Below are 20,113 nucleotides of genomic sequence, written 5' to 3' on the forward strand. Positions count from 1 at the left end.
GCATCGGGTGATCCTCTCCGCCTGGCGCCGCAAGGGCAGGGAGCTCCAGCTCGGCGCCGCGCGTCCGTGTCCGTGTCCGTGCCGTCCCCGGTAGGTCGGGGAAGGCACGGACACGGACGAGGAGTCAGGCAAGCGTGCGCTCCAGCCAGTCGAGCACAATCTGGTTTCGCTGCTGGGGTGCCATGGGGGCGCAGTGGTCCCCGGCACCTTGGTCGGCCGTCAGTACGATGTGCTGCTTGGGAGTGTCCAGCAGGTCGAAGAACTGCTGGTGCTGGCCGGGGATCAGGTTCTCGTCCTGGTAGCCGATAACCAGTGCCGGGCAGGTGACCAGGTGTGCCACGTCGTCACAGCGGAACCGTTGGATGGTCCGGGCCAGTGTCCAGAAGTCGTGGGGTGCGTGGCCGGCTCGAGCGTCGTGGAGGAACTGGCGTCCGAAGATCTCGGCGCGCTTGGCGAGCAGTGGGGCGGCCTGGCCGAGTTCGGGGACGACGTCCTCTCCCCAGTGCCGGTTGACGGCTTCCTGGTCCGGGTTGTCTGCGAGGTCGCGCCAAATTCTGGGCCAGGCCAGCCAGTTGTCGACGGCACCGGGGTCGGCGACCACGGCCGCGAGCCGGGGTTCGAACGCGGCGGCGCGCATCGCGAGGATGCCGGACATGCTCCAGCCGATCAGGGCGATGCGGTCGGGGTCGACCAGCGGATCGCCGAGCAGGTGGTCGACGACCGGACGTACGACCTGTTCCCAGTCGGGGCGGAACGGGATCTCGCGCTCGAACAGCAGGCTGCCCTGACCGGGACCCTCCAGGATCAGGGCGTTCCAGCCGCGTTCGACCGCCGCGCACGCGCCGAACGCGTACAGATCGACACTCTGGGAGTCACTGCCGTTGAGAAGGATGACGGTGGGGCGGCGCTTGGCCTTGCCGCCGGGGGTGAGCAGGTAGGCGGGCAGTCCCACATCACCGTACGGGATGCGGAGCCGCTGCACAGGCGGGTCGAACAGTTCGCCAGCGCGGTGCCAGCAGGCCCGCATCTGCGCGAAGACCGCCGGTTCATCGGCCGGCCGCTCGCCGGCGAGTACGGAGAACAGTGCCAAGGACAGGTATTTGGCGGCCCGCAGGTACGTGTCGCGCGCGCTGACCATCCGGCCGGAGCGAAGGGCGTCATCGGCGGCGGCTGTCGTACGACGGCCGAGGGCGAGGAACTCGTCGTGGTGGGTGCAGCCGGACAGTCCGGCCCGGTTGATCCGGTCGACGGCTGCCAGGACCTCACCGACCTCGGCGACGCGGTAGGCGCTCGCGCCGAGTGCGGCTCGGGTCTGCAGGTCGAGGTTGGGCTCGGCGAAGAGCAGTAAGCGGTCGGTGGGCGTGCTCGTCATGGTCGGTCCGTTCCGGTCACGCCCGAAGGCCGTGGCGCTTGGTGTAGGCGAGGTGGAAGAAGAGCAACGGAGCGGCGATCGACGGCCAGCACACCTGCATGGCCGCAGGGGCCGCGTCGACGGGCAGCAGGTAGGCGAAGGCCAGTTGGAGGAGCGCGTTGAGCAGACTCGCGACGCCCCAGACGGCAGTGAGGACGCGCAGGCCACGGCGGAAGGCGGCATCCTGGTGCCGGCGCCCCTCCCAGGCGCTCAGCCCGTCAGGGCCCGCCTTGGCGAGCACGAACGAGCGGAAGATCACCATCAGCGCGGGGCGGCCGTAGGCGACCGAGGCCAGCAGCCACACCCCGATCAGGCCGCCGAGCATCCCGGTCCAGGCCTCCCGGATCAGGAGCGCGCGCGGATCGCCGGTGAGCGCGGACAGCGCCAGCCCGAGGGCGATCACGCTGAGGATCAGCAGGGCGAAGAAGTCGAGGTTGCGGGTCCGGACCAACCGCACGACGACGGTCGCGGGCACCGCGGCGGACCACAGCAAGGACCACCACTGGTCGATGCCCGCGGCGCGCAGCCCGTAGTAGAGGGCCACCGGCAGGGCGAGGTCGAGCAGCAGGGGTATCAGGACGCCGCCCCGTCGCGGAGCCGCGTGGGTGGTCACGGCGTCCCCTCGTTCCTGGTCGCGAGGGTGAAGATCGTGGACAGCTCGTGTCCGTAGGCGCGCGCGTCGAAGTCGTCCCCGGCGGCGAGCCGGTTCGCGGCGGCATCGATCGACGCCCGGATGGCGGTGGCCATGCCCTCGGCATCGAACGGGCGGAACGCGCCGCTTCGTTGACCGTCGCGCAGGTGCTGCACGAGCAGTGCGACGGGGGTGTCGAAGCCGGCGGAACTGACCAGCGGTGTGCCGTCCTCGCGGCGGGCATTGGCGAGAACGTCGACGAGCGCCCGGGTCGGCAAAACGTCTTCGCCGGCCACCCCTTTCCAGCTGGGATCGGTGTGCCGACGGCCAGTCAGGGCAAGGTCGGACGAGTGCCTGTTGATCCTTTTCCTGACGATCTGCGGGGGCGCACGGCCCTGCTGTCGCCGGTCCGCGCACCTCGCCGCCGGCGCCGTCCCGGGCGCCTTCCGGTGCTGGACCGGGTGGTATCGGCGGGCATCTGTTCTCGACAGCCGTTGAGCCCCCCGCGGGGCTCGCGTTCGGCACCCAGGCACCCCGCCATGGTCCCTGACCGGGCTTCCCCGGTCAGGGACACTGAGAGGCGGTGCGGATGCGATGGTCGGCGCGGGGGAGGCGGGATGGACTCGGCTGTGGCGGGCCTGCTGGCTGCGGTTGTGGGCGTGGGCGGCACGCTGGGGTCGGCGTGGCTGACCCAGCGCCGTGGGGACGCGTCCCGCCGCGAGGAGTGGGAACGCCTCGAACGCGCCCGCCGCGCCGAATTCGCCGCCCAGCAGGCCGAGTCGCACCGGGAGGCCCGGAAGGCGGTGTACACGGAGTTCAACGCCGCCGCCCGCCACTACCTCGCGACCCTGAACGACCACGCGCACGTACTGCGCATCGGGTACGCCCCTCAGGAGTCGCTCGCCGCGGTCGAGACGGCCCGTGTGGACTACCGCCGCCAATACGCCGAAGCCCAGATGACCGTGCCGGACGTGGTCCTGGCCGAGGTGAAGCGGGTCGACAGCGGCCTGGGCTCGGTCTACGGCACCCTCGCCCGCCTCACCCACGAAAACGCACGCGAGGGCGACGACATCGAGACCGTACGGGACAGGATCACGCAGGGCTGGCGAGACCTGTCCCGGATGCGCTCCGCGATGCGTACGGATCTGGGAGTGACGGGGCGGTCAGCAGAGTGAGCGCAGTTCCTCACGACGTGAGCCTGGGTGTGTTGGGCCAACTTGGCTCGATGCGGTCGTGTTTGCCGCTACCGTGCGTGTGCTGACCGGTACGCACACGGACTGCTGGGGGGATGACGTGAGCGATTTCATGGAGGAAACGCGGCCCGTTCCGGTATCGGAGCGGATGGTGCCCATGGAAGTGGACGGTCTCACGGTCTATGTGGCCGTACACGAGGTGGGCGGCCGTCCCGGGACGGAGCACGAGATCGGGGGAGGCCGTCAGCGTCTGGAGGATGCGCTGGACGGGCTGATGGGGGTGGCCCGGGCCGTGGTCGGCAGGCTGCGCGAGTCCCGGGCGACACGCATGCGCGTGCAGTTCGGGTGCGAATTCGCCCTGGAATCAGGCTCCGTCGTGGCGGTCGTGGGCAAGGCGCGCGCTTCGTCGGCCTTCACGGTCGAGTTGGAGTGGGAGGAGCGGACCGCACCATGACGCTCGCCGCGGACAACTGGGAGGGCCTGCTCAAGTCCGCGACGGTCGCCATCCGTGGACGCCTTGCGGGCACAGGGTTCGTCGTGGCGCCGGGTTTGGTGGTGACGTGCGCTCATGTGGTGGCCAGGAGCGCCGATTCACTGCCCGACCGGCTGGACGCCCAGGTGGTGTCCCTGAACCTGCGGCTGACGCTGGAGCCGGTGCCCAAGAGCTATGTGCGGGACCGGGAGAGCGGTCTCGATCTGGTGGTGTTGCGCATCGTGGGCGAAGGGGCCGACCGCGTCAGACCGGTGCTCATGTCCGACGCGTTGGCGATCGGTGACGCGCTGTGGGCGTACGGCCACCCGGCTGACTCTTCGTTCTCGGCCGGTCAGTCCACGACTTCCCGCTACGAAGGGGCGGATCTGCGCAGCACCCGGCCGGGAGCCCCCGAGCTGCCCCGCGCATGGGGCACGCCGGTAGGGGGTGGATTCAGCGGCAGCGGCGTGATCAACCGCCGTACCGGGGCGGTGTGCGGCATGCTGTGTACGTCGGACCACGCGGGCAGCGCCCACATGATCCCGGTCTCGGAGATCCTCAGCCGCTGTCCGCAGGCGGAGGGCAACCAGAACCTGCGCGGCGACTGGCTCAGTTCACTCACCGATGACCAGATCGCGGCCGGAGGATGGAGCTTTCCTCGCCCGCTGCTGCGCAAGTACCTGACGCTGGCGGCGAAGGCCGCCGACAAGCAGCCGTATCCGGTGCTCAAGGACGTCGATGCCGCCATTCCCCTGTCGAGCGTGTTCGTGCGCCGACAGGCAAGCGCCGTGGTGCGTGACAAGAAACCTGTCCAGGCCGGTGCGCCGTCGGACACGTCCGTACCCGATCAGGTGCGGTTGCCGGCCGAAGTGCTCTTCGGGCTCGATGAGGACGTCGTGCTGGTGGGGGCTCCGGGCTCGGGCAAGTCGAGTCTGCTGCGGGCCGCCGTACGTGAACTGGCCGGACGCTGGGAGCAGAAGGACTGGGCCGCGCTCGTACCGGTGCGTGTGCATGCGCTGGACCTCGACCGGGAGAGCGACGGGCTCGCCGTCGCCCTCGCGTCCGGACTGGGGATCGAGCTGGCGGAAGAGTGGAATCCCGCGGAACCGTGGCCCGTCGCCTGGTTCGCGCGTCCGCCGGCGCCGGGGGCACGCTGGTTGATCATGGTTGACGGCCTGGACGAGATCACTGACCCGGAGCGCCGGAAGGACGTCCTGCGGCGGATACGGACCATGCGTGAGAACGACCCACAACGCCGTGTCTACGTGTGCCTGGTGGCCACGCGCCCGCTGCCCGACAGCGAGCTGCTCACCAGTTGGGGCCGACGCTTCGAGCTCATGCCGTTGGAACCAGGCGACCTCGTCGGATTCGCCGAGAAGTGGTTCACAGCCCTCGGCGTCGACGACTGGGGGCCCTCGGCAGAGCGCTTCATCGCGGAACTCCGCGCCGCCGGGATGACCGACCCCGCCCGCAACCCGCTCATGGCCTCCATGCTGTGTCAGCTGTACTCCCTGAACCGCGACGCGGCACTGCCTGAAGGCCGCGCCGCCGCTTACCGGGCCTTCGTGCAGCACGTGCACGACCGAGCACCGGCGCGCCGCGGCTCCGGACTCAAACAGCAGATCAACGCCACCCTCAAGGACAGCCGTCACAGCCCCGACGTCGAGAAGGCCGTGGGGTACCTCCCCAGTCGATTCCCCGAGCTGCTGCGGAAACTCGCTCTCGCCCGGCATGACGGTGACCGCAGCAGCGCCGTCGACCTGCTCACCCGGTGGACCTCCGACGGCCTGCGCCCGACGCGTACATCGGAGCAGGAGTGGGACAAGCTGATGAGAGGCCTGATTCCCGAACTCCTGCGCACCAGCGGACTGCTGGTCGAAGACGACTCCGGCTTCGCCTTCGTCCACCTGACCTTCGGTGAGTTCCTCACGGCCCAGGCCATCGCCGCCGACGCCCGACGCAGCAAAGCGGAGTTCCAGCGCGTCTTCGGAGTCCCGCTCCCGGCGGTGGCCTGGGGCGGAGCCTGGATCGGCGTCACGACGCCGGGCGCGGACTCACTGACCCGCTTCCTCGTCGAGGCATGGAACGCCCAGCATCAGCCGCAGCTGTCACGGGTGCTTAAACAGATCGCCCCCATGACCGACGGGGCGAAGTTCATCGCCACCGTCGTCGCCGATGGCGCACGCCTGGACGACGCGGTGCGAAAGAGCGCCGCCGAGACGCTGTACCGAGTGGCATCCAGGGGCGATCTCGATGCCGCGGCCTCCCTGGCCCGTATGGGGGACCACCGAGGCGGCGACATCCTGTACGACCGGGCCAGGTCGTCGGGAGAGAGACCACCGAAGCGGATCGCCGCCGCGCAGACACTCGCCGACCTCGGCGACCCCCGCGGGATCGAAGCCCTGCACACCATGGCCACGACCTATCCCGAGCCGGCCATGGAGGCGGCCGAGGAACTGGCCCGACGCGGAGACGAGCGGGGCGCCGATCTCGTACGCCGCGCCATCCGCGACCCCCGAACCGACACCGACCGCCTGCTGAAGGCGGTGGCCGCCGCCGCCCGCCTCGGATCGCAGCCGATACCTGAAGAACTCGTGGCCCGCGCCTTCGACCGGCAGTGTCCCTACGACGAGCGCATCGCCGTCGCCCAGTACCTCGACGGGTTGTCCGACGCGCGGGGCGCGGAAGCCCTCACCGACATGGTGAGAAACCCACCCCCAGGCGCGGACGCCCAAAAGGCTCTGCAGGCTCTCGGCGACAAGTACTCCTACCCCATGCGACCGTCGGACCACTCACGGGACGCACTCAGAGCGTTGGCAACCGCACCGGGATTGCCCATGACGCTGCGGGTCAAGGCCGCTTGGCGTGTGCAAGAGGTATGGAGGGAGCAGGATCTGCTGCTCAGCGCCGCCGAGGACTCCCGCGTGCCGCCGAAGGAACGGCTGGCCATCATCCGCAGGCTGCTGCCCGATGGGCGCACAGCGGCGATCGCCGGCACACTCGCGCGTGACCGCCGGGCCACCCCTCAAGTACGCCTGGAGGCGGCGCAGTTCCTGGCCTCGGGCGACTATCCACAGGAAGTGGTCTCGCTCCTCAGGGAAGCCGGACTCCTCCCCGAGATGCGCATGACGCTGCTGCTGGCCACTCCTCCCCTCTACGACTTCGGCAACGACCCCCGGTGGATGGACGCCATGGTGGCCTCCATCCACGACGGCTCCCTGCCCGTCAGCCGGCGCCGTGACCTCATCGACCGTCTTGCCCACGTCGAAGCCGGCAAGGGCAAGGGCTGGCGCCCGTCCGACCCCTTGTCGTCCCTCGCGGCAGCGCACGGCCTCCCCGGCTCCCTCCGACTTCATGCGGCGCGCGTGGGGCGTAAGCGAAGCGGCCTGGGGATCTACTCGAAGCTGTTCCTGGACCCGAGCCTGGAACCACGCTTCCGGATCACGGCTTCGGTGACGGCTCTCGCGGAGCTGGTCGCCCTGCTCGCCGTCGCTGTGGCCACCGCCGTCGGGCGCCTGGTGTCCGACCTGGTCATGATCGTACGGGTCCTGATCATCGCGGGTCTTCCCCTGTGCGCCGCGATCGCTGCCGTCGCCCTGGGAGAAGCACATAGGGCCGACTCGCCACCTGAGGACTGGAAGCAGGGGGCGTACACGGCGCTCACCGCGACACTGCTGGGAGTCGTCTTCAGGGCAGCGGCCCGCCGAGGACGGCGCTTCCCGGCTACGGTCAGTCGGCTGGACGTGCTGGCGGCCGTGGGCCTCGCCGCCGGCGCGTGCTTCTACGGACTGAGCCACCCCGAGGCCCTGCACGGCTGGGCCCCCGCCGCATGCGCCGGCGCGGCGGCCCTCGCACCCGCGAGCGTGTCGATGTCTCCCCGGAGCACCGGTCGTGAACGAACTGTCAGCCGCGGTTTCGGAGGACGCAGAACGTCGACGGTCCACACCACCCCACGCGGATGGTCCAACCCCGTCAACTCCGCACGTCTCGCGCTCGCCGTACTGACGGCAGGCCTGGCCTGGTTCGCCGCCACACGCCCGGAGTCGCTGGGCGTGCTCGCCGACCTCGGGACGTGGCTCGCCGCAGAAGTTCCCTGGTCGGGGCAGACGACAGTCTCCTGGTGAGCCTTCGTTCCGTGGCGAAGCGCCCCCCCCCGCGCGACATGCGCCCGGTCGACTTTCACCGTTATGGCGACGGGGTGGCGGGTGATCGTTATGGGTGTTCCTCGCGTCGCTGACCTGCGCAAGCGATCAAGAAGGAATGCCACGGCACCTGACTGGGTGACACATATGGCGATGCGTCAGGTTGCGGAACTGACGGTCTGTCGGTTGCCTCGGGAGTGGAACACAGGAGACGCGCCGCGCACAGGCCGGACGCTGTTCCACTGGAGGATTCGGAATGCGCTACACACACATGGCCGCAGGTATCGGCCTGGCTCTCGGTGCCCTCGGGATGCAGATCCCGGCCGCGGCCGCCGCTGATGACTCGGAAGTCCGTATCGACCCGTGGAATGCCTACCCGGGTTCCACGGTCACGGTCAGTACGAGTGCCTGCGACCCAGACGCGGACTACGGCAAGGGTTTCTCGGAGGTGGCAGGAGAGTTCCACCTCTTCCAAGGCGATGAGGAGGGCGTACTCACGGGCCAGTTCCAGATCCCGGAGGGAACCAAGCCGGGCAGCGACACGGTCACACTGAAGTGTCCGCCACTGACCATGGTCACGGAAACGTACCAGGTCACCGGACCTCCTCCGAGTGGTTCAGTCAGTGCCGGCTTCGGACCGGCCGAAGACACGGGCACGCGGCTCGCCCTGGGTGGTGGACTGCTCGTCACGGCCGCCGCGGGAGGCGTGGTCTGGATGCGCCGCCGCCCGAACGCCAACCGAACCTGACCGTCCGACTCTGCCGGCCGGCCCCGTCCACTGCGGCGTATCCGGCCGCGAGACGGAATGGATCCGGCGGCCGCGATGCCCGCCCACCGCGAGGCCCACCCCACCCGTCACAACGCACCCGCCGTGAAGCAAAGGCTCAGTCGCGATGGCATCCAGACACCCCATCAGCGCTTCCAGAGAACTGTTCATTCCTGTACTGCTCCTTCTGGCCTGCGCCATGACGGCAGGTGTGGTGCTGCTGATCAGCGGGTTCCAGGGCAAGAAGCCGCCGCAGCCATCGGCGGCCCAGGCCTTCTCCACTTCCGCGGACCCCACCGGCCCCGCAGTCCATCCACTGCCCCGCGCCGAGCCGGTCCGGCTCCGGATCGCCGCCATCGGCGTGAATGCCCCGATAACACGTGTGGGCCTCGATGCGGCAGGGGCGTTACGGACACCACCACCGGGCCAACCCGGCTTCGTCGGCTGGTACGGCGACGGCACGGCTCCTGGCTCGGCAGGAACCGCCGTCGCCACGGGGCATGTGGACACACCCACCGGCGACCCCGGTGTCTTCTACGACCTCGGCACCCTGACCAAGGGCGCCACCATCGAGGTCAGCCGGGCGGACCGGCGGACAGCGGTGTTCGCCGTCCGCGCCGTCGAGCTTTACGACAGGAAGAAGTTCCCCAGCAAGAAGGTCTACGGCGGTTCCGGCCGGCCCGAACTCCGGTTGATCACCTGCGGTGGCGGCTACACCAGGAGCACCGGCTACCTGAGCAACGTCGTGGTCTACGCGACGCTGACCGCGGTGACGTAGCCAGCCGACCGGGCGCTGACCGCTGGACGCAGGCCGGGCGAAGGGCACGCTGGGCTGGTACGGCAACTGGTACACCACCGTCCGGGCCGAGTGCGGACCGGCAGCAGCGCGACGGCTCCGAAGCTGCTGCACGTCACCGCCCGCGCCGACTGTGAGGACGTGGCTGCGCACCGTCTCCTACTCAGCACCAGCTACGCCTACGACGACGTGCTCTTGAGGCAGGGTCCCCGCCGGGATGATCAATAAGCAGGAGACAGATCGCCGGCGGTGTGGTTACCATGCCGGGGATGAAGAACTTCTCCTCGTACGGATTGGGGGAATCGTCCGCGCAAGGTGAGTGCTGATGGCACATCACCTCGTGAACGAGATTCCGTCCCGCCTGTTGATGTGGCAGCGCGTCCGCGAGTACGCCGTGCCACCGTCCATGATCGAAACGGCGACCGCACGGCGTGCGGTCGGTGACTGGGCCGGGGCCTGCGCCGCCGCCCGGGTCGACGTCGATTTCGGTCTGCGCGCCGTGCGCGACCGCCACGGCACCGATGTCCTCAACCACCTTCGTGCAGACCTGCGCCGACTGGCGCCGGACCTGCTGCGCTGGCACATGCCCCGGATCGTCCCGGACGGGCGGCTCAGGCCCGGCCTCACCATCTCCCTGGCGCAGTACCCCAGTTCGAGCGGCACACCGCTTCAGCTGGTGGTGCGGACACCACCGGCCTGGGCCGACGCCGGCCAGCGGATGTCCCTGGCCCTGTGGGAAGGAACCGGCGACAGCGCCACCGGGCACCATCCGCACCCGCACCCCGACCGGCGTTTCCGCCTCGACCTGCACCGGCACCTGTGGGACGCGGAACGCAGCGGCGAACTGGTACGGCGGTGCGGGGCCGGCGGGATACCGGCCACGGCGCCGTCCGCACGCTCCGGCGCCTTTGACTGCTCAGCCCCGCTGGGCCTTGCGAACCGGTCCACCGCCCACGATGCCGCGTGGGCGGTGGGAAGCTGGGCCGCCGAGGCCGAGTTGCTGCTGCGGGACGAGGGGCGCCCGCGCGGGGCGTTCACCGTGCGGTTCGGCGCGCGCAGCCGCGCCGTGCTCGAACTCGTCGCCCCCGACGACAGCCACGCCCCGACGCTGCGGCCACTGCGGCAGGCACTGCCACCGCAGGAGGTCGCCGCGCTTCCGGTACTGCCCGAGGCGGCGGCCCGTATCCCTCCGGACCTGGAACTGCTGCGCGCCGGACTGGTCGCGGCCGACCGGCTGCATCCCCTCGTCGCCGCGGCCCTGGCCGAGTTCGCCACGGCACCGGCGGCCGGCCACCCCGCTCCCGAGCCCGGTGATCCGCACCGGGTGGAATGCCGGGGCGAGATCCACCGGATCGCGCTGCGCGACGGAGTGCTGACGGCGGTCGACCACGACCCCGTCGAACTGCGCCGCGAGGAGCTGCTGGTGGCGCTCGGCGGACCGGCACTGCCCTGCCTGCGGGCGATCGACCGGGCGCACCGTACGCCGCAGGCGCTGCCCGCGGTCCGGGAGCGGCTCTGCCACGGCGACACCGCCGGGGCGCTGGCCGTGGTCGAGGGACTGCTCGGCCCCGGTGCACTCCTGCGCGACGGGCCGCTGCGGGAGGCACTGGAATCGGCCGCGGCCCGCCGCATCGACCATGGACTCTTCCGCGCGGGCCTGATCCCCGTACACCCCGCCGCCGAAGCGGCAGAAGCCCGCAACTCCTCAGGCAGCGGGCGCACGGAGGCGAGCCACCGCCCCCGGCTCGACCGCCGCGTCCCGGCCGCGATGCACCGCAAGCAGAGCAGCCGGGCCCGGCCCCGCACCGGCCTGCACCGCTGACCCTCGGGCCCGTCGGCCCGCACCCAACTCCCACCTTCCCGCGGCGCATTGCGTGCCGCGCGCCCTACGACCATCCGCTACGGGCCCTCCCGTACCCCGTACCTCCTCATCCCCAGGTGATGCCCATGACCCCCAGCACCCTCCTGCCCGCCCCGGCCGCCGACACCCCCGCACCCACCCCCGTATCCCCTCCCGGAACCGGCACCCAGCTCGCCCTCGCCGACGACCTTCTGACCCTCCTGCGGACGACCACCACCGAGCCGCGCCCCGACGAGCAGCTCGAAGCCCTCACCCTGGCCGTCGCGGCAGACCTGCCCGTGCTGCTCTGGGGTGAGCCGGGCATCGGCAAGACCGCGGCCCTGACCCAGCTCGCCGCCACCCTCGACCTGCCGCTGACGACCGTGATCGCCAGCGTCCATGAGCCGTCCGACTTCTCCGGACTGCCCATCGTGGGCGACGACCCGGCGGTGCAGGGGGTGCCGATGGCGCCGCCGCAGTGGGCCGTGGAACTCGTCCGCGCCGGGCGGGGACTGCTCTTCCTGGACGAACTGTCCACCGCCACCCCGGCCGTCCAGGCCGCGCTGCTCCGGGTCGTCCTGGAGCGGAAGGTCGGTGCGCTGCAACTTCCGCGGGGCGTACGGATCGTGGCCGCGGCCAACCCGCGCGCGTCGGCGGCCGACGGCTGGGAGCTGAGCCCGCCCCTGGCCAACCGGTTCGTGCATCTGCACTGGGTCCACGACCGGGAGGTGGTGGTGCGCGGCCTGGGCGGGGTCTGGCCCCGGGCCCAGCTGCCCCGGCTCGTGCCCGAGCGGCTGCCGGAGGCGGTGGCCCACGCGCGGCGCGCGGTCTGCGGCTTCCTGGAGGCCCGGCCGACGCTGATCCACCGGCTGCCGAGCACCGAGACCCGCCGCGGTGGCGCCTGGCCCTCGCCCCGCAGCTGGGAGGCGGCACTGACCCTGCTGGCGTTCGGCACGGCGGCCGGTGTCTCCCGGGAGGTGCTGGCGTTGCTGGTGCGGGGCGCGGTGGGGGACGGGCCGGGTCTGGAGCTGCTCGCTCATCTGGACCGGATGGACCTGCCGGATCCGGAGACGCTGCTGGCCGAGCCCTCCTGCGCCGAGCTGCCGGAGCGGGGCGACCTGCGGCAGGCGGCGCTGGAGGCGGTGGTGGCCGCCGTCGGCGCACGCCCGTCGCGGCAGCGCTGGGAGGCCGGCTGGGCCGTCCTGGTCAGGGCCCTGGAAACCGGCGCCCCGGACCTGCTGGTCGGCCCGGCGACAGCGCTCGCCTCGGTGCGGCGCGACGACTGGGAGGTACCGCAGGCGGTGGAGCGGCTGGCCGGGGTGATCGGTCTCGCCCGGCAGGCGGATCAGTCCGTGGAGCGGGCCACCGCGGGCGCGGGCCGAGCGACGAGGGCGCGCCGATGACCGGGACCGCCAAGCACTCGCGCCCGCTGCCGCGCCCCCTGTCCCCGCCTCCGCCGCCGCGCCCGGTGCGGGCCACCGTGCCGGGGCCGCCGACCGGCTTCGCCGGGCCGGAAGACCGGCCGGGGCTGGTGCTGGACATGGACAAGCTGCTGGCCGCCCGGCTGCACGCGGTCAAGGTGCGCCCCTACCTGGCCAGCGCGCTCTTCGCGCTGCACGTGGTGGAGGACCGGTCGGTGCCCACGATGGCGGTGGACGCGCACTGGCGCTGCTACGTCTCGCCAGGCTTCGTGGCGCGCACCTCGATGGAGGACCTCGCCGGTGTCTGGGTGCACGAGGTCTCCCACCTCATCCGGGACCATCACGGACGCAGCGAGCGGTACGCCCGCGAGAACGGCGAGTACGGGCCGGGCGAGCGGCTGCGGCGCAACATCGCCGCCGACTTCGAGATCAACGACGACATCTACGGTGACGGCCTGCCCCGGCCCGCCGGAGCGGTGCTCCCGTCGCTGCTGCGGCTGCCCGACGGACTGCTGATGGAGGAGTACCTGCGGACGGCGTCCATGACCGGACCGACCGCGGACCTGGCCTGGCTGGACTGCGGCAGCGGCGCCGACGGGCAGGCCCGGCCGTGGGAGCTGGGAGCGGACGGCGCACACGGCCTGAGCAGACAGCAGCGCGACGCGGTCCGCTTCCGGGTCGCCGAGGCCATCAAGGGCCGGCCCGGCGAAGCGCCCGAGGGATGGCGCCGCTGGGCGGACGAGGCGTTCCACCCACCGCAGCCATGGCGGCAGCTGCTGGGAGCGGCGCTGCGCTCCGCGGCGGCCGCACCGGGCGTGGGCGAGAATCACAGCTACCGGCGCCCGTCCCGGCGCTCCGCCGGCCTTCCCGGAGTGCTGCTGCCGAGCCTGCGCCGTACACCGCCCCGGGTCTGCGTCGTGATCGACACCTCCGGGTCGGTGAGCGACGCCGAGCTGGGCAGCGCGCTGCTGGAGGTGGCGGCGATCTCGCGGGCCGTGGGCGGGCGGCGCGACCTGGTCTCGGTGATCTCCTGCGACGCGGCGGCCGGGATCGCCGTCCCGCTCTGCCGTGCCGAAAGCATCGAACTGATCGGCGGCGGGGGAACGGACCTGCGCTCGGGTTTCGCCCGGGCGCTGCGCTCCCGGCCACGCCCGGACGTGATCGTCGCCCTCACGGACGGCCAGACGCCGTGGCCCTCCGCGCAGCCGCCCTGCCGTACCGTCGTCGGTCTCTTCCCGCGTCCGGGCTCCGCCGCGAACGAGGACGATCCGGACTACGTCCCGGACACCCCGCCACCCTGGGCACGCGTCGTCGCCATCGGCTGAGCGACCACGGCCGTCCCGGCCTCGCCGGCCACGCGAAGGCCCCAGAGACCGCTCGGAGGCATGGGCGGCCACTCCCCGCTCGGGGCGGTCAGCCGGCGACGACGAGGACGAGAGCGGCCAGGACGAGGACGTAGGCGGCCACGGTCAGGACGGCGCGGGCGACCAGCGCGCCGCGCGCCCGCCGTCGCGGGGGTGACGTGAAGCAGCAGCAGGGCTGCTGGCGATGCCAGTACGGGGAGTCCAGCCAGTAGGCGCCCAGCAGACGGGCGGTGCTGGTCGAGCCGGGTTCGTCGTGCATGCGCGGGTCAACGCCTGGCGGGGCCGACGGGGTACGGCGGTGAGCCCGGTCGGCACCGAACCGTGATCTCGCATAGCCGCGGGACAACTGCCACCACCGCCCTTCCGGCCGTGCTCCGGCCGCTCCCGGGCTGGGCTGTCAAGTCCCGAAGATCAGGGGCATGACCGGGGGTCCCGGTGCGGGTGAAATTGACACACGGCTTCACCAGGCCGGTAACCCAAGAAACACCGATATGAGAAGGTGATCAAGATGGCACGGATCGCAAATGATCGAATCGTTGAGAGCGCATTCCCGCGTTCCGACGGCTCCTGGGAATTCCTCATCACCTACACGGTCCACTTCGAGCCGTTCGAGATCGGCCTGTTCTTCAACGACTCAGTGAAGATCTGGGAGGAGGACACCTCTGACGACGACCAGATCACCGCGTACGCACCGGTGGAGACATTCCACGCGTCGGGCCCATCGGTATTCCGGCGCAAACGGTTCACCGCACAGGCCGACGCACTGGACACAGAGGTGGGCAAGGAGGAGATCTATGCCTGGATCTGGCTCCGTGACGCGAACAGTCTCGGACCGGCGGCCGATGAGCAGCGCACACCCATCAAGTCCATAGACCCGTAGGCGAACGGCCCGGCACAGCTGCTTGACCGGCCCGTGCACCCCTCGCACGGGCCGGTCCGGCGAGCCGTGGCGCCACGGCCGGACCGGACGCCGGAACGCGGTGGCTCCGGCTGTCACAGGCGGCGACTAGCGTGACTGCGTCGGCACGCGAACAAGACGGGGAGCAGCAGGGGAATTGGCAGTCACACAGTCGGACCGGTGGGTCCTCACCCAGGGAGACTTCACTACACGCCGGATGCTGCGCGCGTCCTACGGCGGCTCCAGTCAGGGAGGGATCGTCCCGCTCAGAAGGAGCACCCATGTCTTCCTCTTCAGCGCCGGCGACCATTTCGGCGACGGCTGGCGGGACGACGGCTTTTTCTACTACTCCGGTGCCTTCGGCTTCGGCACAGGCTCATGGGAGGGCAAGCAGGGCAACAAAACGATCGAAACGGCATGGGCCGTCGGACGTCGCCTGCAGGTGCTGCAGGCGCCCCGCACTGGTGCCCAGGGCCTGTGGCGGTTCGTCGATTCCTTCGTGCTCGACGGCATCGCCGAGGAGCGCACGGCCCCCGGCCGGCACGGTGAGACGGTGCGCTACCCGCTCTACCGGCTGCGCACCATCGACCACCTCACCCACCACCCCGGCCGGCTGCTCCCTCCAGGAGATCCCCGCAGGGTCGATGTCCGCAGAGTGGAACGAGCAGACCTCCTGTGCCGCGACGTCCTCGACACCCCTCTGGGCAACGAGCGGCCCGAGACCCGCCTCTCGAAGTCATTCGAGCGCTACCTGCTGAGCCAGGGCTACGCGGTGCATCGCATCGGAATCCGCCACTCAGCCCAGTGCGCCCCACTGCTCACCGACACCTGGGTCGCACAACTGCGCCTGCTCATCGAGGCCAAGGCCGGCAAGAACCCGACCGACGACGTGCGGTACGCGACGGGACAGCTCGGCCAGTACACCCGCCATCTGCCCGGCGTGCTCCGCAAGGCCATCCTGCTTCCCGGCAACCCGGGAGAGGAACTGCGTGACTTCGCCCGGTACATGGGGGCGGATCTGATCTGGCCCGTCGGCACGTCCTGGTGCACCACGGGGGACTGGGCCCGCCAGGCCGGCATCGAACAGTTCCTGGAGCCCGACCGTTGACCTGAGCGGCAGCGCGCGCCCTAACCGTCGCGTCGCCGCTGCCCCCCGTACAAGACGGACGCCCCGACCACCAACGTCAGTCCTACCGTCGTGGCCATGGTGATCTCACTGGTGTTCCGGTCCTCCGCCCCGTACGGCAGCCACGGATCGAGCAGCCCCAGCGGGTCCTCGCGGACCACGATCCGGTCGCCCTTCTCGGTCTGCCCGAAGCAGTTCTGCATCTGGGAGACCTCGAACGTGCGCTTCTCGCCACCGAGTTCGCGGACCGTGCACACCATGTCGGCGCCGTGCTTGCGATGCAGGTCGACCACGTCCATCACCACCGCGTCCACCGGCTCGCCCACGGTCCGCATGTACCCCTCGTACACCGCCGGCCCGGCGAACAGCGTCAGCGCGAAGCCGGCCACCGCCACCAGCGTGGCCGCCCCGGCCCGATGCCACACTCCGCCGACCAGCAACGTCGCGACCGCGACGACGGCCAGCACGACCACCACCCCGAGCAGCGTCACCCACTGCGCCACCCCGGCTCCGAACAGCAGCAGCACCGGGACCGCCACGGCCCACTTCGCCGAGTTGGCCGCCCTGCGAGCCCGACCCTGCACCCGCTTCCCGCTCACCGTCTGGCCAGGCACGGTCCCCGCCGCGGCCCCGAACTTACTCATGCCCTGTCGCCTCTCGAACATCAACAGCACCGTCCGCCGACGAGGGTACGGACAGGGGACGAGGCCCGGGGCGAAGGGGTTCTGGCAGTCGATCGCATGCCGTCGTGAGGGACGGAATGCCGGTGGCGCAGCCGGCGGGCGTTCGTGGGCGCGAGAAATCCTGTGTCCTGGACCGCCCGGTACAGCGATCACGAACGGGTCTGACCCGTAACCGCTGAAGGATTCACGCTCTATCCCTGTCCCTGCCGACCCGACGGTCCTCCACCCCATGCCCGAGCAGCCGCGGGTGGTGCTGCTCAAACCGCTGGTGACGTCCCCGCTGATCGAGGTCGGGGAATACTCGTACTACGACGACCCGGACGACGCGACCGCGTTCGAGCAGCGCAACGTGCTCTACCACTACGGCCCGGAGAAGCTCGTCATCGGCAAGTTCTGCGCGCTGGGCACGGGCGTGCGGTTCATCATGAACGGCGCCAACCACCGCATGGACGGCCCGTCGACCTTCCCCTTCCCCACCATGGGCGGTTCCTGGTCCGAGCACTTCGACCTGCTCACCGGCCTGCCGAACCGTGGGGACACCGTCGTCGGCAACGACGTCTGGTTCGGCCACGGCACGACGATCATGCCCGGCGTACGGATCGGTCACGGCGCGATCATCGGCACCGGCGCGGTGGTCACCGCCGACGTACCCGATTACGGCATCGTCGGCGGCAACCCGGCCCGCCTCATCCGCACCCGCTACAACGACGAGGACATCGCCCGGCTGCTGGCGGTGGCCTGGTGGGACTGGCTGGCCGAGCACATCACCGAGCACGTACGGACGATCATGTCGGGCAGCATCGCCGACCTGGAGGCCGCCGCCCCGCAGGCGTGATCGGGGGCCGGCGAAGGCCGCCGGGGTGTGCCCTCAGCTGGTCCGCGGGTCGCTCTCGCGGTCGGTGAGGGCAGCCCGGAGGGCGGCCTCCGCCTCGAAGCGGGCGTCGGGGTCGGCCAGGAGGTCGCCGAACAGGTGGTTGACCTGGTGGAGGCGCTGGCGGGCGGTCTGAGGGTGGATGCCGAGGCGGGCGGCGATCTCCGGGGCGGTGCCGTGCCGGGTCTGGAGGCAGGCCAACAGGGTGGAGGCGACGCGGGCGCGTTGTTTGGAGGTGAGGGAGGCGAGGGGTTTGAGGTGCCGGCTTGCCATCAGGCGTACCAGAGCGGGGTCGGCCAGCAGGAGCAGCCGGCCCAGTGGCGGGTCGGTCAGGGCGGCGGCGCCCGCGGCACCCGCGTCGCGCAGGATCCGGGCCCAGCGCAGGGAGTCGGCGGCCTGGACGGGAGGGACGGCGGGGCCCACCACGCCGGCGGTGTCACGGAGCAGCCGCTGCAGGCGGGGGTCGGCGAGGAGCAGATGCGGGCTGGGGATCACCAGGCACGGTGAGGAGCCCTCAAGGTCGGCGAGCACCGGTTCGGGAAGGCGGTGACGCCCCCGTGCACCGAGGGCGAGGGACCCGCCCGCCGCGGTGCGCTCCCCACCACCGGTACGGGAGCCGGACAGCGGCCCGAGCGCGGCCGCGGCCACCGTGTCGGGCAGCGGCCAGTCGGCATCGACGGCGGCGCGGCGGACCGCTTCGGGGTCGGGGACGGGGCTGCCGGTGGTCAGGAGGAGCAGCAGGTGGTGCCGACGGCGGCCCGTGGTGCCCGCGGCATCGGCCTGGGCGTCGGCGTAGGCCTGGACGGAAGCCGCGGCGATCTCGTCGATGTGTGTGAAGACGGCCTCCGCGAGCAGCGCCACCGCCTCGGTGCTCAGGGCCAGGCGGCGGGCCACGCGCGCGTAGCGGCGCCATGCCACGCGCGCGCCGAGCCGGTAGGCGGCCTGCAGCGCGTCCAGGCTGCGGCCCTCGACCAACTCCCCACGGCCCAGCGCGCGGTAGACCGGGACGCGGGCGGCGTCCAGGGAGCCGCGCGCCGAGACGACCCGGTCGGCGAACTCCTCAAGAGCCGCTTCCACACCCTGCTGGATGGCCGCCCCGAACTGCCCGGAGAGCGGCCGCGAGAACTCGGGGATCTGGGACCTGATCTCGTGGATTATCTCTGATGCGACAGTCCTGTTCTCCTTGCGCAGCTCATCGCCGAGGCGGCGGGGGAACGCGGCCCACGGACCGCCACGTGTCGTTCTCGAACCACCCGATTCCCCTTCGGCGCATCCCCTCTTCACCGGTTCCCCCTTCCGTGGCGTATGAGAGTCGTTGCCGGACCGTTCAGAACATGCGGCGCAGAACGACTGTTCCCGCTCACCACCGTCCCGCAAGGGTTTCGGAGCGCCGTCGCCTACGGCTGTCCCGCAGCACGCAGATGAGTGAGTGTTTTCGGCGCCGACGGGCCAAGAAGGTGACACCGCCCTGAGCGGCCCGGGCTGTCCCGAGGGGCGTCCTCGTCAGCCTCGCTTCGAGGAGGTCCCGCTGACCTCGGAGCGAGGCTTCCGTCGTACGCAGATCAGCTGGGCTGGCCGGTGGGCATGATCGTGACCTGCTGAAGGTTCACGCGCGGCGGCAGCGTGGCCAGGAAGCCGATGGTCTCGGCGACGTCCTGCGGCGTGAGCCATTCCATGGTCTCCCTGGCCCCGGCCAGCCACGCCCGGGCGCCCTCGTCGGTGACGTGGCTCTGCAGCTCGGTGCCGACGATGCCCGGCTCGATCGCCGCCACGCGTACGTTCTTCGGGCCCAGTTCGACCCGCAGGTGACGGGAGAGGTGGGTGACGTACGCCTTGGTGGCCGTGTAGACGGCGAAGGTCGGGAAGATGTTCTGCGCCCCGATCGACGAGGTGTTGACCAGGTCGGCCACGCCGCGCTCCGCGGCGGCCTCGACCAGCTGCGGGGTGAACGCGCCGATGACGTTCATCAGCCCGGTGATGTTCAGATCGATCTGCTGCTGCCACTGGTCGGTGGCCAGCTCCTCGATCGGGGCGGGCAGCATGACGCCGGCGTTGTTGAACACCAGGTCGGCGCCGCCCAGCTCGGCCGCGACCCGGTCGGCGGCGGCCTGGACGGCCGCCTTGTCGGTCACGTCCACGGCGATCGCCAGGGCCTGTCCGCCGTTCTTCTCGACGCGGGCGACCAGGTCGCCCAGCCGCTCCGCGCGCCGGGCGAGCACGACGACGTGGGCCCCCAGGGCGGCCAGCTTCTCGGCGGACGCCTCACCGATGCCGCTGGAGGCTCCGGTGACGACCGCGACGCGGCCGGCCAGGGGACGGACAGAGGAGTGCGTGGTCATGGGAACACCTTTCGATGCGGATGAGATGAGGGCCGCCGGCCGTGTCGCCGTCGGCTCCTTCACCACAACACCATCCGCACGACCCCCGCGGGGCGCCGGAAGGCGCCCTGACGAGGCCGGTACCGGCAAGGCAGGTACTGGCAGGACCACCCAGGACCGG

At 71.2% G+C, this 20,113-nt stretch carries 18 protein-coding genes; 11 read left to right on the top strand and 7 right to left on the bottom strand.

The window, feature by feature from the left end; all coding sequences use genetic code 11:
• Window positions 1–124: 124 nt before the first annotated feature.
• Genes ABZ937_RS08315 through ABZ937_RS08325 form a run of 3 tightly spaced genes read right to left on the bottom strand, consistent with a single transcriptional unit; the run spans window position 125 to window position 2,338 of the window.
• Window positions 125–1,372 carry an alpha/beta fold hydrolase gene (locus tag ABZ937_RS08315; protein ID WP_361687437.1) on the bottom strand — a complete coding sequence of 416 codons (1,248 nt, stop codon included), beginning with the start codon at window positions 1,370–1,372 and terminating at the stop codon, window positions 125–127.
• Between the two features lie 16 nt (window positions 1,373–1,388).
• Window positions 1,389–2,024: a VC0807 family protein gene (locus ABZ937_RS08320; RefSeq protein WP_361687440.1), complete on the bottom strand. Its 636-nt coding sequence runs from the start codon at window positions 2,022–2,024 to the stop codon at window positions 1,389–1,391.
• On the bottom strand, window positions 2,021–2,338 hold the full coding sequence (locus ABZ937_RS08325) for a hypothetical protein (RefSeq protein WP_361687442.1): 318 nt from the start codon (window positions 2,336–2,338) through the stop codon (window positions 2,021–2,023). Before ABZ937_RS08325 ends, ABZ937_RS08320 begins: the two co-directional genes overlap by 4 nt.
• Before the next feature lie 321 nt (window positions 2,339–2,659).
• Between ABZ937_RS08325 and ABZ937_RS08330 the strand changes: the two genes are divergently transcribed.
• The 8 genes from ABZ937_RS08330 to ABZ937_RS08365 all read left to right on the top strand — a co-directional run bounded on the left by ABZ937_RS08330 (window position 2,660) and on the right by ABZ937_RS08365 (window position 13,997).
• The gene (locus tag ABZ937_RS08330; protein ID WP_361687445.1) at window positions 2,660–3,217 is read left to right on the top strand and encodes a hypothetical protein; all 558 of its coding nucleotides are present in this window, start codon (window positions 2,660–2,662) and stop codon (window positions 3,215–3,217) included.
• Window positions 3,218–3,296: 79 nt separating this feature from the next.
• The gene (locus ABZ937_RS08335; protein ID WP_361687448.1) at window positions 3,297–3,689 is read left to right on the top strand and encodes a CU044_2847 family protein; all 393 of its coding nucleotides are present in this window, start codon (window positions 3,297–3,299) and stop codon (window positions 3,687–3,689) included.
• A complete protein-coding gene (locus ABZ937_RS08340; RefSeq protein ID WP_361687451.1) occupies window positions 3,686–7,831 on the top strand; it encodes a trypsin-like peptidase domain-containing protein in 4,146 nt (1,381 codons plus the stop codon). Before ABZ937_RS08335 ends, ABZ937_RS08340 begins: the two co-directional genes overlap by 4 nt.
• Window positions 7,832–8,105: 274 nt before the next feature.
• Window positions 8,106–8,597 carry a sortase gene (locus ABZ937_RS08345; RefSeq protein WP_361687454.1) on the top strand — a complete coding sequence of 164 codons (492 nt, stop codon included), beginning with the start codon at window positions 8,106–8,108 and terminating at the stop codon, window positions 8,595–8,597.
• 217 nt (window positions 8,598–8,814) lie between these two features.
• On the top strand, window positions 8,815–9,393 hold the full coding sequence (locus ABZ937_RS08350) for a class F sortase (RefSeq protein ID WP_361687457.1): 579 nt from the start codon (window positions 8,815–8,817) through the stop codon (window positions 9,391–9,393).
• Between the two features lie 343 nt (window positions 9,394–9,736).
• Window positions 9,737–11,233 (top strand): hypothetical protein, encoded by a 1,497-nt coding sequence (locus ABZ937_RS08355; protein ID WP_361687460.1) that lies wholly within the window; start codon window positions 9,737–9,739, stop codon window positions 11,231–11,233.
• Window positions 11,234–11,358: 125 nt separating this feature from the next.
• Window positions 11,359–12,654: a MoxR family ATPase gene (locus tag ABZ937_RS08360; RefSeq protein WP_361687463.1), complete on the top strand. Its 1,296-nt coding sequence runs from the start codon at window positions 11,359–11,361 to the stop codon at window positions 12,652–12,654.
• Between the two features lie 137 nt (window positions 12,655–12,791).
• A complete protein-coding gene (locus ABZ937_RS08365) occupies window positions 12,792–13,997 on the top strand; it encodes a VWA-like domain-containing protein (RefSeq protein WP_361687763.1) in 1,206 nt (401 codons plus the stop codon).
• An 88-nt stretch (window positions 13,998–14,085) separates the two neighbouring features.
• Here ABZ937_RS08365 and ABZ937_RS08370 read toward each other — a convergent pair whose 3' ends face one another.
• A complete protein-coding gene (locus ABZ937_RS08370) occupies window positions 14,086–14,295 on the bottom strand; it encodes a hypothetical protein (RefSeq protein WP_361687466.1) in 210 nt (69 codons plus the stop codon).
• 249 nt (window positions 14,296–14,544) lie between these two features.
• Between ABZ937_RS08370 and ABZ937_RS08375 the strand changes: the two genes are divergently transcribed.
• Complete coding sequence (locus tag ABZ937_RS08375) at window positions 14,545–14,916, top strand: hypothetical protein (RefSeq protein ID WP_361687469.1); 372 nt, start codon at window positions 14,545–14,547, stop codon at window positions 14,914–14,916.
• Window positions 14,917–15,091: 175 nt separating this feature from the next.
• Entirely contained in the window at window positions 15,092–16,042 is a 951-nt protein-coding gene (locus ABZ937_RS08380; protein WP_361687472.1) for a hypothetical protein, read from the top strand.
• A 20-nt stretch (window positions 16,043–16,062) separates the two neighbouring features.
• Here ABZ937_RS08380 and ABZ937_RS08385 read toward each other — a convergent pair whose 3' ends face one another.
• Entirely contained in the window at window positions 16,063–16,704 is a 642-nt protein-coding gene (locus ABZ937_RS08385) for a hypothetical protein (protein ID WP_361687475.1), read from the bottom strand.
• 232 nt (window positions 16,705–16,936) lie between these two features.
• Here ABZ937_RS08385 and ABZ937_RS08390 point away from each other — a divergent pair, with 232 nt between their 5' ends.
• Window positions 16,937–17,578: a CatB-related O-acetyltransferase gene (locus ABZ937_RS08390; RefSeq protein ID WP_361687766.1), complete on the top strand. Its 642-nt coding sequence runs from the start codon at window positions 16,937–16,939 to the stop codon at window positions 17,576–17,578.
• A 33-nt stretch (window positions 17,579–17,611) separates the two neighbouring features.
• Here the strand turns inward: ABZ937_RS08390 and ABZ937_RS08395 are convergent, their stop codons facing one another.
• Both ABZ937_RS08395 and ABZ937_RS08400 read right to left on the bottom strand, forming a co-directional pair.
• Window positions 17,612–18,691, bottom strand: a complete 1,080-nt coding sequence (locus tag ABZ937_RS08395) for a helix-turn-helix domain-containing protein (RefSeq protein WP_361687478.1) — start codon at window positions 18,689–18,691, stop codon at window positions 17,612–17,614.
• Window positions 18,692–19,176: 485 nt separating this feature from the next.
• Complete coding sequence (locus ABZ937_RS08400; protein ID WP_361687481.1) at window positions 19,177–19,953, bottom strand: SDR family oxidoreductase; 777 nt, start codon at window positions 19,951–19,953, stop codon at window positions 19,177–19,179.
• Between the last annotated feature and the right edge of the window lie 160 nt (window positions 19,954–20,113).

It is taken from the genome of Streptomyces sp. NPDC046727, from assembly GCF_040645635.1.
In the GTDB taxonomy this organism is placed as follows: domain Bacteria; phylum Actinomycetota; class Actinomycetes; order Streptomycetales; family Streptomycetaceae; genus Streptomyces.